The organism is Paraherbaspirillum soli (assembly GCF_042654985.1).
In the GTDB taxonomy this organism is placed as follows: domain Bacteria; phylum Pseudomonadota; class Gammaproteobacteria; order Burkholderiales; family Burkholderiaceae_D; genus Paraherbaspirillum; species Paraherbaspirillum soli.
In genome coordinates this window covers 1-15,037 of sequence record NZ_JBHSMT010000007.1, presented here as the reverse complement: position 1 = coordinate 15,037, position 15,037 = coordinate 1, and the positions used below count along the sequence as shown (strand labels likewise).

Annotated in this window: 10 protein-coding genes; 6 read left to right on the top strand and 4 right to left on the bottom strand. The window is 59.3% G+C overall.

Annotated elements, in window-relative coordinates; all coding sequences use genetic code 11:
• Nucleotides 1-561 precede the first annotated feature (561 nt).
• From ACFPM8_RS02545 to ACFPM8_RS02520, 6 genes are all read left to right on the top strand, one after another.
• The gene (locus ACFPM8_RS02545; RefSeq protein WP_378994672.1) at nucleotides 562-2,193 is read left to right on the top strand and encodes an NAD(P)/FAD-dependent oxidoreductase; all 1,632 of its coding nucleotides are present in this window, start codon (nucleotides 562-564) and stop codon (nucleotides 2,191-2,193) included.
• Nucleotides 2,194-2,666: 473 nt separating this feature from the next.
• On the top strand, nucleotides 2,667-3,788 hold the full coding sequence (locus ACFPM8_RS02540; protein WP_378994670.1) for an MlaE family ABC transporter permease: 1,122 nt from the start codon (nucleotides 2,667-2,669) through the stop codon (nucleotides 3,786-3,788).
• Between the two features lies 1 nt (nucleotide 3,789).
• Nucleotides 3,790-4,587, top strand: a complete 798-nt coding sequence (locus ACFPM8_RS02535; protein ID WP_378994668.1) for an ABC transporter ATP-binding protein — start codon at nucleotides 3,790-3,792, stop codon at nucleotides 4,585-4,587.
• A 12-nt stretch (nucleotides 4,588-4,599) separates the two neighbouring features.
• Nucleotides 4,600-5,529, top strand: coding sequence for an MlaD family protein (locus ACFPM8_RS02530; protein ID WP_378994664.1), 930 nt, complete (start codon nucleotides 4,600-4,602; stop codon nucleotides 5,527-5,529).
• Between the two features lie 265 nt (nucleotides 5,530-5,794).
• Nucleotides 5,795-6,100: a helix-turn-helix transcriptional regulator gene (locus tag ACFPM8_RS02525; protein ID WP_378994662.1), complete on the top strand. Its 306-nt coding sequence runs from the start codon at nucleotides 5,795-5,797 to the stop codon at nucleotides 6,098-6,100.
• A 2-nt stretch (nucleotides 6,101-6,102) separates the two neighbouring features.
• Entirely contained in the window at nucleotides 6,103-7,449 is a 1,347-nt protein-coding gene (locus ACFPM8_RS02520; protein ID WP_378994660.1) for a type II toxin-antitoxin system HipA family toxin, read from the top strand.
• Nucleotides 7,450-7,557: 108 nt separating this feature from the next.
• Here ACFPM8_RS02520 and ACFPM8_RS02515 read toward each other — a convergent pair whose 3' ends face one another.
• From ACFPM8_RS02515 to ACFPM8_RS02500, 4 genes are all read right to left on the bottom strand, one after another.
• On the bottom strand, nucleotides 7,558-8,985 hold the full coding sequence (locus ACFPM8_RS02515; RefSeq protein WP_378994658.1) for a DUF2867 domain-containing protein: 1,428 nt from the start codon (nucleotides 8,983-8,985) through the stop codon (nucleotides 7,558-7,560).
• A 304-nt stretch (nucleotides 8,986-9,289) separates the two neighbouring features.
• The gene (locus tag ACFPM8_RS02510; RefSeq protein ID WP_378994655.1) at nucleotides 9,290-9,688 is read right to left on the bottom strand and encodes a hypothetical protein; all 399 of its coding nucleotides are present in this window, start codon (nucleotides 9,686-9,688) and stop codon (nucleotides 9,290-9,292) included.
• Between the two features lie 45 nt (nucleotides 9,689-9,733).
• The gene (locus ACFPM8_RS02505; RefSeq protein ID WP_378994652.1) at nucleotides 9,734-14,311 is read right to left on the bottom strand and encodes an RHS repeat-associated core domain-containing protein; all 4,578 of its coding nucleotides are present in this window, start codon (nucleotides 14,309-14,311) and stop codon (nucleotides 9,734-9,736) included.
• 261 nt (nucleotides 14,312-14,572) lie between these two features.
• A complete protein-coding gene (locus tag ACFPM8_RS02500) occupies nucleotides 14,573-14,887 on the bottom strand; it encodes a hypothetical protein (protein WP_378994649.1) in 315 nt (104 codons plus the stop codon).
• Nucleotides 14,888-15,037 lie beyond the last annotated feature (150 nt).

The window sequence follows — 15,037 nt, the reverse complement described above, 5'->3', positions numbered from 1 at the left end:
CTGCACGCCGATCACGAGGGGCCGACCCTCATCTTCAATAAAGCATCGCAGCGGCCGATACTTCGGCTTTTGCGTTCTTGACACACGACGGCAGATGGCAGGATTCGCAGACCGGCACCCAAACGACAAACCGGCAGCCCGAAGGCTCCCCGCCACTGCCGTCCGTAGGGACGTGCAAAGGCGTTCGCACAATAAAAAACCGCATGGTGCGGCTTGTACGCGTTTGGGAAAGAAGGCTGCGAACCCTATCCCCATCTGTTTTCGGGGACCGAGCCGACTATAAACGCTATTGGATGCCATGACAATCCGGGCAGTCGGTAGCTTGGGCTCCAAAGCGCAACAACGCTGCCGCCAAGCCGTTCCACTGGTAGCGGGGCACCTCGAAAACCCGTAGCGAGCGGCCCAAGGTCGGGTCGAGAAGCGCAGCCGTACGGGGGTACGGCGAGCATCACAGGCCCGAGATTGGGCCGCGCAGTAGGGTTTTCGAGGTGCCCACCGGCTAAGGTAAAATGACGCCCTGCCAAACGGCGCCATCGATTTATCAGGATTAGCGGAATACCCATGTTGCGATTGAATGAAATACAGCTCCCCCTCGACCATCCAGAAGACGCGCTGCACGCCGCGATTCTTGCCCGACTGGGAATCGCCGCAGAAGCTTTGCTCGGCTACACCATTTTTCGCCGCAGTTACGATGCCCGCAAGAAATCGGCGGTGATCCTGACTTACACCGTGGATGTCGAAGTCAACGAAGAAGCGGCGCTGCTGAAACGCCTGCATGGCGACCGCCATCTGATGCCGACACCCGACACCAATTACCATTTCGTCGCGCAAGCGCCCGGCCAGCTGAAATCGCGGCCGGTGGTGATCGGCACCGGCCCTTGCGGCTTGTTCGCCGGCTTGATCCTGGCGCAGATGGGCTTCAATCCGATCATCCTGGAGCGCGGCAAGGCGGTGCGCGAACGCACCAAAGATACCTGGGGCCTGTGGCGCAAACGCGAACTGCAGCCGGAGTCCAACGTCCAGTTCGGCGAAGGCGGCGCCGGCACGTTTTCCGACGGCAAGCTGTGGACCCAGATCAAGGATCCCAAGCATTACGGCCGCAAGGTATTGACCGAATTCGTCAAAGCTGATGCGCCGGAAGAAATCATGTACGTCAGCAAGCCGCATATCGGCACTTTCCGTCTGGTCAAGATGGTCGAGCAAATGCGGGCCTCGATCGAAGCGCTGGGCGGCGAGTTCCGCTTCCAGCAAAAAGTGGAAGACCTCGACATCCAGTGGGAACAAGGTCCGGGCCAGGGCCGCGGCCAAGTGCGCGCAGTGACCCTCGCCAGCGGCGAAACCATCGTCACCGATCACGTCGTGCTGGCGATCGGCCACAGCGCCCGCGATACTTTCCAGATGCTGTACGACCGCGGCGTCTACATCGAAGCCAAACCGTTCTCGTTGGGATTCCGCATCGAGCACCCGCAATCGCTGATCGACCGCTGCCGCTTCGGCCCCAGCGCCGGCCATCCGATCCTGGGCGCGGCCGATTACAAGCTGGTGCACCACTGCGCAAACGGCCGCGCCGTCTATAGTTTCTGCATGTGCCCGGGCGGCACCGTGGTGGCCGCCACCTCGGAACCGGGGCGAGTGGTCACCAACGGCATGAGCCAGTATTCGCGTAACGAACGCAACGCCAATAGCGGCATTGTGGTCGGCATCACACCGGCCGATTACCCCGGCCATCCGCTGGCCGGCATCGCTTTTCAGCGGCAATGGGAATCGCGCGCCTTCGAGCTCGGCGGCGGCAATTACGACGCCCCCGGCCAGCTGGTCGGCGACTTCATCGCCGGCCGCGCATCGACCGAATTGGGCACAGTAATCCCTTCCTACAAACCCGGCGTGCGCCTGGGCGACCTCAGCACGGCCTTGCCCGACTACGCTATTGCCGCGATCCGCGAAGCCTTGCCGGAGTTCGACAAACAGATACGCGGCTTCGCGATGGCCGACGCCGTGCTGACCGGAGTCGAAACCCGCACCTCGTCGCCGATCCGCATCAAGCGGCACGACGACAGTCTGCAAAGCCTGAACACGGTCGGCCTGTTCCCGGCCGGCGAAGGCGCGGGCTATGCCGGCGGCATCATGTCGGCGGCGATTGACGGCATCCGGGTGGCGGAAGCGGTGGCGTTGAGCATTTGCAATAAGGGTTGATTGCTCTGCGTGATGCACAAAGATTTAGAGCACAAGGCGTAGGGCGGATGAGCGCAGCGTTATCCGCCGCTGGATGCTCCGCCAGTGTTTGATGCGTCCGAAACGGCGGAAGACGCTGCGCTTTTCCGCCCTACTCCGCCGTAATGTGCGGAAACGTAACTCAACAGGCACCGATTCGGTTGCTGGGCTTTTCAGTCCAGACTTCCGCGCTTAAACAAGCAGTAGGGCGGATGAGCGCAGCCTTATTTGCAATTGCGCCGCCGCTGGATGTTCCGCCGGTATTTGATGCGTCCGAAACGGCGGAAGGCGCTACGCTTTTCCGCCCTACTCCGCCGTAATGGGCGGAGAGATAATTCAACGGACACCGATTCGGTTGCAGGGCTTTTCAAGCCAGCCTTCCGCGCTTAAACAGGCCAAAGTGGTACATTATTCAAGCCCAATTTAAGTGCGATCCAACCTCAATCGCCCCATCCATGGAATCCGCCGCCCAACCTCGCCTGGAACGGATCGTCGCCGCTGACGGCAGCAGCCGGATCGACGTCAGCGGCGCCTGGCTGCTGCGCGCCATCCTGCCCCATGTGCAGGTATTGAGGCCGCAACTGGCCGCCTATGCCAAGGACAGCAAAGCCCAATGGGATCTGCGCGGCGTTCAGCAACTGGATGCCGCCGGCGCGCTTTTTCTTTGGCGCATGTGGGGCCGGCAGCGACCCAGCATGCTGCTCAAGCCCGAGTATGAAAGCATGTTCGCCGACCTCGCCAGCAAGCACTTCCCGGTGCCGCCACCGGTGCCGCGCGACCGCTTGCAACTGCTGCTGGACCTTGGTCGGGGATTGCTGTCGTTCGGCCGACACTTGCACGCGATCACTGTATTGGCCGGCAATCTGCTGCTCGATAGCGCGTATCTGCTGCGTCACCCTGCCAACATTCCGTGGCGCGAGATTTCCGCCAATATTCACCGCACCGGTAGCCAAGCGCTCGCCATTACCGCCCTCGTCGGATTTCTGGTCGGAGTGGTGCTGAGCTATTTATCGGCGATCCAATTGAAGAACTACGGCGCGGACATTTTCATCATCAATATTCTCGGGCTCGGCATCGTGCGCGAGCTGGGGCCGATCTTGGCGGCGATCCTGGTGGCCGGACGCTCCGGTTCGTCGATGACGGCACAGCTTGGGGTGATGCGGGTGACGCGCGAACTGGATGCCTTGTCGGCGATGGGCATTTCGCACACGCAACGGCTGGTGCTGCCGAAGATCGCGGCGCTGGCGATCACGCTGCCGCTATTGATTCTGTGGAGCGATGTGGCCGCCCTGATCGGCGGCATACTGTCGGCCGATTTACAGCTGGGCATCGGCTATCAGCAATTTTTGCATGGCCTGCCAGCAGCGGTTCCCATCGTCAACCTATGGTTGGGCGTGGCCAAGGGAACCGCGTTCGGCATTCTGATTGCATTGATTGCTTGTCACTATGGATTGCAAATCAAACCGAATACTGAGAGCCTGGGCGCCAGCACCACCGACTCGGTGGTGACCGCAATCACCGTCGTCATCATCGTCGACGCCATATTCGCAGTGGTCTTCGCCAACGTGGGGTTTTGATATGGCGACCGATAGCATTATCGAGATCGACAACGTATGGACCCAGTACGGCGACACCGTCATCCACCGCGACCTCACCCTGCGCGTGCATAGCGGCGAAGTGATGGCGATCATCGGCGGTTCGGGCAGCGGCAAGACCACCCTGCTGCGCCTGATGCTAGGACTGGAGCCGCCGAGCCGCGGCACGATCAAGGTGTTTGGCGTGCCGCTGCAAGGCTGTGCTAGCCACGACCTGCGCCAGGCTCGCAATCGCTGGGGCGTTCTGTTCCAGGAGGGCGCGTTGTTCTCCGCGCTAAGCGTCTACGACAACGTCGCATTGCCGCTGCGCGAGCTGAAAGCATTGCCGGAAGACGGCATACGCGAGATGGTCATGATGAAGCTGGACCTGGTCGAAATCGACACCATGAGCATGCACAAAATGCCGGCCGAACTGTCAGGCGGCATGGTCAAGCGGGTCGCGCTGGCGCGCGCTTTGGCGCTCAATCCGGAGCTCCTGTTCCTGGACGAACCGACGGCCGGACTCGATCCCGAACGCAGCCACGGCTTTGTGCAGATCATCGAATCGCTGCGCCGCGCATTGAATCTGACCGTCGTCATGGTGACGCACGATGTCGATACCTTGATGGCGCTGTCGGACCGGGTGGCGGTACTGGCCGACCAACAGCTTTTGACGGTCGGACCGCTATGGAAGATCGTGCAGCACAAGGATTCTTTCATACAGAATTTTTTCCTCGGCCAACGCAAGCGCTGCGAACAGGAAAACATCAAGGATTTCCGCGACAAGCTGGCGATTAATTAAGGAGTCGACCAAATGGAAAACCGTGCCCATGCCCTGTCGGCGGGATTGTTCCTGGTGTTGCTCTGCATCGGCTTGCTGCTGGTAGCGATCAGACTCAACGGCGATACCGTCGACCAGGATGATTATCTGCTGGTCTCAAGAAGCGCCGTATCCGGCCTCAACCGCAATGCCCCGGTGCGGCTGCGCGGCGTCGATGTGGGCAAGGTCAAAGACATCCGGTTTTCCGCCAGCGATCCGCATGTGATCCTGGTCAGGATAGGCGTCGACAAAGGCACGCCAATCAACCGCGGCACCTATGCACAGCTCAGCTACCTCGGCATCACCGGGCTTTCGTTCGTACAACTGGATGACGACGGCAGCCAACCGGAAAAACTCGCCTCCAATCCCGACGCACCTGGGCGCATCGAGATGCGGCCGTCATTCCTTGACCAAGTGGGCAGCTCCGGACAGGAGCTGCTGCGCGATACCGGGCTGGCGGCCAAGCGTCTAAATAAACTTCTGAATGACGACAATCTGGACAAGCTGTCGAGCACCCTCTCCAATCTGAATACCGCCTCGGGCCGGATCGCCGAGCTGGCCGCCGAACTGCAACCGACCCTGAAGGCGCTGCCTTCCATCACCGCCCGTACCGACCGGGCCTTGCTGCGCGTGGATCCCTTGCTAGCCAATATGAATAGCCTGACGCAGGAAGTCCGCACCCGTGTCGATGCGTTGGATCACATCGGACAAAGTGCGGACGAGCTCGGACAGACCAGCCAAGCGTTAAGGGATGCGCTTCCGCAATTGCACGGGACGCTCAACGATTTTTCCCGCAGCGCCCGCACCCTCGATCGCGTACTGTCCGACGTCCAGCAGCAGCCGCAAAGCCTGCTGTTCGGGAAAGCGCCTGCGCCACCCGGGCCGGGTGAGCATGGGTTTATAGCGCCGCCTGATGCGCGTTGATTTGGGCACCTCTAAAAACCTACTGTGCGGCCCAATCTCGGGGCTGCGATGCTCGCCGTACCTCCGTACGACTGCGCTTCTCGCCCCGACCTTGGGCCGCTCGCTACGGTTTTTAGAGGTGCCCATTTGTAGCATCTCAGCCCACCACGCTGTATTTACACTTTACAGCTTTATGCTTGTATTTTTAAAATACAGCTAATAAGTTGTTTTTTATTTTTACAGCTGATAGCCTGTACACTTGCAAAGTGCATTAACGGAGGTTGCGGTGAACTATCCCATCAAGACGATCAATCAAATCCAGCCTATCCTGCGCGGCTTTCGCAAGGCCGCAGGGCTTACGCAACAAGCCATGGCGGAAAAGCTCGGGATCACTCAACAAAGTTACGCCCAGCTTGAATCCAACCCGGCTGCAGCCAGCATGGAGAGGCTGTTCAAGGTCTTGCGGATGCTGGATGTCGAGCTGGTGCTGACTGTCAACGCGCCATCAGTACCGGACCAGGACAGCGGCAACGCCTCCCCTGCCCAACCGCGCCGAATCGTCGCTACATCGAAGAAAAAAGAGAGTTGGTAAACATGGGCCGTCGCTCGATGACACAAAGACTCAATATTTGGATGAACGGCATTCCGGTAGGCTACTGGGAACAAGCCCGGGACGGGGAGCGTCTCGCTTATTTCACCGAGTGGCTTGATGATGAACAAGGGCGGCCATTATCCTTGTCACTCCCCTTCACACCAGGCAATCAACCCTACCGCGGAGCATCGGTTAGCGCTTTCTTCGATAACCTGCTGCCGGATAGCGATTCCATTCGCCGCCGCCTGGCGCAACGTCACCAGACCGGCAGCATCGAACCATTCCAGCTTTTGGCTGCCCTCGGCCGCGACTGTGTCGGCGCCATACAACTGCTGGCCCCGGAACAAGAACCAACGGATCTGTATGCCATTACAGGGGAGCCATTGGCCGAACCTGAGATAGCCCAGTTGCTGCGCGATGCAACGAGCACGGCGCCGCTCGGCCAACATCAGCATGATGGGGATCTGCGCCTGTCTATCGCCGGAGCGCAGGAGAAAACCGCGCTGCTCCGTCATGGCGGGCGGTGGCTTTTTCCCCGCGGAAGCACGCCGACAACCCATATCTTCAAGCTACCGCTGGGCTTGGTCGGCAACATGCAAGCCGACCTGCGCACCTCGGTGGAGAACGAGTGGCTCTGTTCAAAAATAGCGGCAGCGTATGGGCTAGCCGTCGCAGCGTGCGAGATGGATTGTTTTGAAAACCAAAAGGTACTGATCGTCGAGCGCTTCGACCGCAAATTGGCTAGCGACCAAAGCTGGATAGTCCGTCTGCCGCAGGAAGATATGTGCCAGGCGAGCGGCACCCCTCCTTTGCTTAAATACCAAGCAGATGGCGGCCCTGGTATCGCAAGCATCATGGAGTTGCTGCGCGGGTCGGACAGGGCGGACCAGGACCGGCGCCATTTCTTCAAGAGCCAGCTGGTATTCTGGTTGCTGGCAGCAAGCGATGGGCACGCCAAGAATTTCAGCATTACCCATATGCCGGGCAATCGCTATCGATCCACGCCGCTGTACGACATTCTCTCCGCGCATCCGATCATAGGCCCAGGCCGAAATCACATCGCGCCACAGAAGGCAAAGCTGGCCATGGCTGTGCGCGGCAGCACCAACTACTACCTGATGGACAAAATTCAACGCCGCCACTGGAGTGCGCAAGCACGGCAAGTCGATTTTGGTGCCGCAGTAGCGGAAGAAATCATCGAAGAGGTGATTGCCGCCACCGAAGGCGTAATAAGCACTGTCGGTGCCCAATTGCCTGCGCACTTTCCGATGGACTTGGCCGATGCGATCCTCGGGGGCGTCAAAAGACAGAGCGCCAGGCTGGCCGCAATGCCGGCGGGCATTGGGTAATCTCACATCGGTGCGTTGAAAATATATGAGAGCGACCGGATTAAAATCTGATGCGAAAAATCCGACAATCCCAAAAAATCCCCTTTAAATCCCGCAGCCCGCGCGGCGCTATGCCCAAGCCTGCTGCAACCCAGCGCCAGACTGCCCCTGAAAACCCGGTTGCAAAATCGCATGTTCCACCGCCAGCCTCAGCATGGCGGGCGTGACATACGAGCGATGCACATGATTGATCAGCGCCATGTAAATCCGGCCGAAAGGATTTTTGCATCGCACCCGCGTGCCCAGCGTGAACTCCACCAAGCTATCGCTGACGATCTCGACCCCGACGCAGGAACGGAATATCAGGTGTTTGTCGTCCGCGCCCAATATCACCTGCGAGCGCGTGTTGTCGCTGTCGGCAGCCTGATCGTGCACCGGATAACGATTGGCGAACAGCTTCTCTTTGTGCGGCGAAAGGAGCGATGAAACCGGGCACCCTAACGGCGATGTGCGCAATCCCAGCGGTCGCACCAAGGCGTTGCGGAAGGCCATCATGCGCGACACGCCGGTCGGCGGATTCTGCAAGAAACCTTCGAGCAGGGCGCCGAGCAGGACCGAAGCGCCGGCGGCTTTGAAGTTCGCGCCCTCCAGCCTCAGGCAAAAAGTGTCTTCATGATGAAACCCGTCTTTGACCAACTGCTCCAGCAACAGCGATCCGGCCGGCGCCGCATCGAGTTCGAGCACTTTGCGGCCGATGCCGTTATCGGAAAGAAAGCCGGTCGAACCGCGCCATGTGGCCCAAGCGCCCCGCAGCACCCCAACCCGTCCGCGGGCAGAGGTGCACATGACGCGTTGCAGCGAGCCCGGCGGCGCCTCCAGCGCCAGGTCGGTGGTGTGCACCTGGGCCGGATCGAGCGATGTTCGCAACAGGTCGACCACGCTTTGCGGCAGCACCTCGGTCAGCGACGGGATGTCGGCTTGATTTGCCAGCACTTTCTCCCTCAGCGCATCGGGCAATGCGCCGCCGAGTTCATTGGTATGGCATGACAGCGCGAAAAATACCGGATGCGGCGAGTTGGCGACGATGGGCGCAAATTGATGCCAGGTCTCGCCGCCAAAGCGAACGGTGAAGATGCAGTCGGGCGGGATATTGATATAGCGCAGCGCTTTGATAAAGTTCTGCGGGTCTTGTTCGATCTGGGCGTCGGATGCGCTGGAAAACCGCAGCTGCGCACCACCGCTGCCGGAGACCGCGGTAAACACCCGGTGCCCGGCGTGGCGGTGAAACGGATGGCCTTTGGGGCCGACCGCAAACGAATACAGCGAGGTCGGATCGCCTTTTGTAAAATCCGTCCCGCCCAATTTGGCCGACGGCTCGTCGAGCTCATCGACAAAATCCTCGTGCGCCTTTTGACGGGCCGAGACGCTCGCAAACAAATGATTGCCGGAGCCATGCCCCATCTGCGCAATCAGCGAAACTTCCACCGACAAGCCGCCTGAATGCGAAGGGATTCGTACGGACGGGAAGGTTTGAATCACTTTGGTCAGGGTCAGCATGAGGGGCGCTACTAGGGCAGGTGGGGATTGACGGTTCGGGACTATAGCATTACCGGTAAGGAATGTTTGCCGTGTTGCTGAGTGCTGGCGACGGCCTGAAGTAAACCGTTGATCTTCCGAGCTGCCCTGTCGATCTTCTGCAGGTCGAGGTCGAGGTCGGGTTGGGGTATCGCCCATATTTGGGGCAGTACCGACGCCTGCCCATCGTTGACGGTAAGAATGCTTGTGAAATAAAACGCTGGGCTTCGCAGGCTCAGCGCCAACCTAATACAGGCCAAACTTAATGAAATGGACTCCGCTTTGTTTATTCACTTTTCCAAAACATATAGTTCATCCAAAAATGAGGATCAAATTCGTCGTCGCAAGAAAATATTTTAACTGCCCTGTCTCTCCATTCTTTAACATCTTCAACACTCTGGTCATCGACCATATCAATTAATCTAAATATCCTGCGATGTTTTGCTTCATTAATCTTTCCTTCATTAACCCTTCTTTCATTAATAAAATCACCAACCAGGTAATACAAGGAATGAAGAAAAAAGTCTCTCTTTGGACACGTCAAGTCATTGGCCAGCTCAAAAACAAGATCGTCATTTTTCCCATTCATTACGTAATAATCCCAATCACCTGCAGGCCAGCCATCCCCTTTATCTGCGACCCACTCCAATACATCGTTATTATCCGGTTCATATACATTTTCCATAACATGCCCTCTATTGCAAATATAAAAATCTAAAGAGTGGCGCCTTTACTTTCGGCATTTAAAATAATGAGAATCATATTGATGATGGATATCGGGAATTGGAAATAAATGCAGCCCATCTGGTTTCGGGATAATTATTGCTCTATCCGCGCCGATTTTAAAAGCTCCTCTTTCCCCGGATGGGTAGGTTTCCGTTGGATTATGGAATATAACACCATCCCCTGGCAGAATATCAACCACCTGTACGCCACCCCTGGCTACATCATATTGCGCAGCAGCTCTATAAATAGCGTCGGTTGATTCCCAACGTCCTTGCGGAATCCAATTGCCGTTCTGACTTGCTCTGGCTGCGCGAGAAAGTAAAACATTATCAGGTGTTCCAGGTGCATGAGGCCCACCGGATAAATCGGAAGGCCTGATAGTAGGAAGATTGTCATTGGACAAACCTGACGGATCGATCCATCCCATTATGTTGGGCGCATATTGGTATGGGTTATCCCCCCCAGCCAATCCAATCGGATCCTTTCCAATAAACTGCCCAATCTCTGGATCGTAATACCGATGCCGGTTGTAATGCAGTCCGGTTTCATCATCCTGATACTGCCCCTGCAGCCGGATCGGATTGTCGATGGCATGCATATGTAGCCGCCGTACCGCGCCCCAGGCTGCATGGCTGGCCGACCAGACCACCTGTCCACTGACATCCGTCAATCTGGTCGGACAGCCGTTGGGGTCGTTGTGATAGTGGAAGACGCCGCCGCCAGCTTGATCGACTGCCGATTCTGCATCGCTAGCGCTGTTTTCGGGTAGAGCGCTTGGCGCAACGATTGCTGGTGTGAAGGTGGGCAGCGGTGCGCTGACGCTACCGCCCAACTGCATCCCGCCACCCAAGCCACCGAGACCGACTTGGCGATTGCCCTCTTGCGCCGACGGAGTTGCTTCGCTCTGCTGGCCGAGCCTGGCGCTACCTAATCCTCCCATGCCGCCTAAACCACCAATGCCACCGACAGCGGCTGCCTTTGAATCCGTTGCAGCGGGAGGCAATGGTTGCGCGGCAAGAGCCGGTGCCACTTTGATTGGCGCCACGTGCGCAGGCTGCCTGGCGAGCTTGGCCTGCCGATCGATCAACGCCAGCGGCACGAACGTGCCTGGGTAATAGACGAACTCGCGCGCCTGCGCGTGCAGCGTCTCCAGCGCATTCAATCGCTTGCGCGCCGCCATCAAGTCGGCCACGTTGCCGGTCGACCAGATATCGACGCTCTGGGCCTCATTCACTTGCCGCACTTCGCCCAGCAAGGCGTCGCCATCCCAAAAGAACCAGGTGGTGTGCGTCGGGTTGCGCTTGAACACTCTCCGGCCTACCGGATCGTAGCCGTAGCGGGTCGCCTGCCCGGCCTTGCTGCTTTCGACCAGGCGCTGGTTGGCATCCCAGCGCAGTTGCAGGCTGGAGTCGGTGGCCGACGGATTGGCCGATGCGGTTGGGCTGCTGCCGCGCCGGATCAGGTTGCCGGCGCGATCGAACACATAGTGCATGCCGTCATGGCTGCCTTCACGGCTCCACAGGACTTCGGCCTGGCCTTCAGCGCCAGCGGCCTGCCGCATCTCCATCTGGCGGATCCGTGTGCGCAAGCGGTCGCCGGCCGGGTCGTTGAGGAAGTCCGTCACGCGTCCTGCGGGATCGGTATGGCGCAACAGGTTGCCGAGTGGGTCGTAGTGATACAGGTCGCTACCGTGCTCACTATCGCTGCGCCGGGTTTGGTTGCCGGCGCGGTCGTAGTCGTAACGGGTCGCGAACAGCGGCGCCTGGTCGCGCAGTACGCTCTGCGCGCTCAAGTGGCCGGCCGCGTCATAGCGCAACTGCCGCTGGACGCTGCCGCTCAACTGCTCCTTGACAGCGCGCCCGAGCGCATCGCGTTCGATCACAATCGGCGCTTCGTCGTTGATGGCGATGCTCACCACCTGGTTGCGCAAATCGTAGCTGGCAACGATCGTGTTGCCGGCGCTGGTTTGCCGCAACAGCCGGTTGCCGACTTCGTCGTAGCGGTGCGCGATCCGGAAGCCGTCCTGCACTTCTTCGCTGAGGCGACCGTTGGCATCGAACTGGCGCTGGATGTGCCGATGCGGATTGCGCATCTCTATCAGCGCGCCGTTCTTGTCGTATCTGAAGGTTTCCTGTAGTTGCTGCGCCGGATGGTCGCTATCGGGCAGGGTTTTCTTGACGATGCGGCCCAGGCGGTCTGTGTCGTAGGCGATGATGCGACCGAGCGGATCGATGACGCTTAGCAGCCTGTTGCCGGCGTCGTAGCGATAGTGGCGCGACTGTCCCCAATAATCGACTTCCTCGACAATGCGACCCAGCGCGTCGCGCTTGAGTTGGTAGCTTTCTTTACGCTGGTTGACCAGCCCGATCAATTGTTCTTCGGTGTCGTACTGGTACTGCATGATGTGGCCGTCGGCTTGCACGCGTCGGGCGACTTGGCCGGTGCCGACATATTCCAGCCGGGTGCGGGCGCCATTCTGGTCGGTGTAACTGATCAGCTGATCTTCGGCGTCGTAGTTGCAATTGACGCTGGCACCATCCGCCTGCTTGCTGTGCAGCAGGCGGCCTTTGGCGTCGTAGCGATATTCGGTGACGTCGCCGGCGACATCGGTGCGACGCTGCAGGCGGCCCAACGCGTCCTGCTCGAAATGGCTGCGGTGGCCGAGCGGGTCAGTCAGCTGCGCTAAGTTGCCGTAGCGATCGAAGGCCAGCGCCGTAGTTGCGCCGCGCGGGTTGATGTGGGTGGTCAGTTGACCGTGGGAGTCGTAGCTAAAACGCGAGCAGGCGCCCATCGGGGTGGTCTGGTCCAGCAGCAGCCCGCGCTGATCCCAGCTGCGCCGCCAGTGCTGGCCGAGCGGGTCGACCACTTCGGTCATGCGATTCGCGTCATCAAACACGGAGCACACCGCAGTCCCGTCCGGCCGTACCAGCTTCAGCAAATTGCCGCGTTCATCATAGTCAAACTCGGTGCGCAAGCCAGCCGGATCGACTACCGCGGTGGTGCGTCCAACCTCGTCGTACTCAAAGATCGTGACGCCACCGAGCGGATCGATTTCGCACAAGGGCAGATTGTTCTCATCGAACTTGATCAGCGAGGTGTGCCCGAGCGAATCGGTCACTTCGGTTTCACGCAGCAACTCGTTGTAGGCAAACCGGTAGTCGTGCAAGCCCTGATCGCCCCAGGCATGCAACACGCGCCATTGGGCGTCATACGCGTAATAAAAAGATAGGCCGAGGCGGTCGGTGTGACGCACCATGCGATGCCGGTCGTACTCGAAAGTACGCGCCGCATCAAGCTGGTCCAGAGCAGCAACCAGATCCTTGCCGTCGTTGTAGCGGTAACGCACCAGCGGATGGGTGACCCCGGTCGCCGGATCATGCAAGCCCAGGTGATGGATTCGTCCACCGCGTTGATGCACCTCGATAAAGCGCCCCGGCAAGCCGGCTATGCCGCTTTCGACGATGCGCGTTAACTGGCCGTCGCCCCGTTCGAAGCGCCAATGATTGCCGCACAGATCTTCGATCCGTTCGATCGGCAACGGCAAGCTTTGATGCAGCGGCGCGATATTGGCGGCCGGTTTGCGAAACACGTAACGCAGATCGTCCTTGGTCACGACATGCAATTCATCGCCGCTGCTCCCCTGTGCCCAGATCAGCCGCGCGCCATCGACAAATTCGGTCACCGCATGTTCGGCGCCGACCGCTGCGGGCAGTTGCGGAAACACCGCGGCGCCGCTGGCTTCGAAGAACAGCACCGCGCCGTCGGGGTCGATTTCCAGCCGGAAGTCGGCCGGAGTCTGCCAGCCGTGCCCGCACAGGCCGTCGTAGCTGTTGCTCGATGCATAGTCGCGGCTCCAAGTCAGCGGCAAGCGCCCCGGGATGCTGAAGTCTTCCTGCGCAACGGCGACGCTGCCGTCGCGGATGTCGACCGGCTCGGCGCGCAACACCTTGCACTTGAGGAAGCCGGACTCCATGTTCTCGAACAGTTTCTGCCGCTTTTTCTTGAACGCTTCCATCGCACGCTTGAAGCCCTCGGTCTTGCGCAGCGCCTTGAAGCCTTTGCCCAGCGCGGCAAAACCAGCCCTGAACGCCATATCCGCGACGTTAATGGTCGGCGGTCCGCCGACGAACACATTGGTCGGGATCGCCAGGTTGACCGCCATCGGCAATGACATCGACATCGGCTCTTTGGACGGCTTCTTGATGCGGAACGGCGGGATCAGGCCGAACAGATTGCAGTCGAGCACCGGCATCGCGATCCGCGAAAACGGATTGCCGTCCGCGATCACCGTCTTGCTGCCCATGAACAGTTCATCCCCGAACTGCGGCCCGCCCGGCATCCGCAGTGCCGGTTCCCAGAGCCCGAACGGAATATGCACCGTCAGGCCGTTGGTGCCGGCAGTGGCGCGCTTGACGCCCGCCACCTCCACCGAAGCGCCGATGAACGGCAGGTAATCGAACGGGTCCAGCACCACCGAAATATGCGGCGTCGGCAACGGCACCGGGACCGGGTCCGGCGGGATCAAATACAGGTGGATGTCGAGGCCGATCTGAGGATCGAAATGTTTGGCTGCGATGCTCATACGCGCTTTCTGACATTGCCATCTGTCTATCACGAAATATTGGGAATTTATCTACCGCGGAAGATGGCGATTACCGTCTGGCAGAGCCTGGGATTTTACCCGACATATTTTCCACATGGAAATAATTACAGGATGCCGGACTCCTGTAGGGCGGATGAGCGAAGCGTTATCCGCCATTTTGGATGCGTCATCAATCGTATGCGGCACATCCAGCGGCGGATAACGCTGCGCTCATCCGCCCTACTCGGCGGCGGTCAGCGGCTAGGCTTTGCGCTGTCTGGCTTGCAACTGATTCAGGTAATCAACGATGGCTTGGGCCTGCTCCGCCATCGTGCCGGTGGAAGCCAGCATCCAGCGCAGCTTCACGTCGATATCGAACGCATCCAGCGGCGGCGGACAGGCGGGGTCGCCGTGCTCTTGGGCCAAATGGTTGGCATGCAGCGCCGACAGACATTGATGCATGCCCTGGCTCATGTCCAGCGCGAAAGCGATGAATTGCGCCGCTTGATCGGTGCGCAGATCGTCGTCTAACCAGGAGAACGGTTGGTGTATAGGATGAGTTTTTTTGCTAGTCATTGCGGATACCTCGGCTTGTAGTGATGAAACGAAGCCGCTTCCCGCTTCCTAACGGGGTGATCGAGTCGCCCAAAGGAACCTCCCCTTCAGGCTCTCACAGAACCGGACGTGAACCTCTCGATTCATCCGGCTCTTGTCGTTCAGCCCCAA

Bases quoted from the DNA above. Each gene is read 5' to 3' on its own strand.
- ACFPM8_RS02540 (WP_378994670.1), top strand. From the start codon at position 2,667: ATGGAATCCGCCGCCCAACCTCGCCTGGAACGGATCGTCGCCGCTGAC.
- ACFPM8_RS02515 (WP_378994658.1), bottom strand. From the start codon at position 8,985: ATGCTGACCCTGACCAAAGTGATTCAAACCTTCCCGTCCGTACGAATC.
- ACFPM8_RS02500 (WP_378994649.1), bottom strand. From the start codon at position 14,887: ATGACTAGCAAAAAAACTCATCCTATACACCAACCGTTCTCCTGGTTA.
- ACFPM8_RS02530 (WP_378994664.1), top strand. From the start codon at position 4,600: ATGGAAAACCGTGCCCATGCCCTGTCGGCGGGATTGTTCCTGGTGTTG.
- ACFPM8_RS02505 (WP_378994652.1), bottom strand. From the start codon at position 14,311: ATGAGCATCGCAGCCAAACATTTCGATCCTCAGATCGGCCTCGACATC.
- ACFPM8_RS02510 (WP_378994655.1), bottom strand. From the start codon at position 9,688: ATGGAAAATGTATATGAACCGGATAATAACGATGTATTGGAGTGGGTC.
- ACFPM8_RS02535 (WP_378994668.1), top strand. From the start codon at position 3,790: ATGGCGACCGATAGCATTATCGAGATCGACAACGTATGGACCCAGTAC.
- ACFPM8_RS02545 (WP_378994672.1), top strand. From the start codon at position 562: ATGTTGCGATTGAATGAAATACAGCTCCCCCTCGACCATCCAGAAGAC.
- ACFPM8_RS02520 (WP_378994660.1), top strand. From the start codon at position 6,103: ATGGGCCGTCGCTCGATGACACAAAGACTCAATATTTGGATGAACGGC.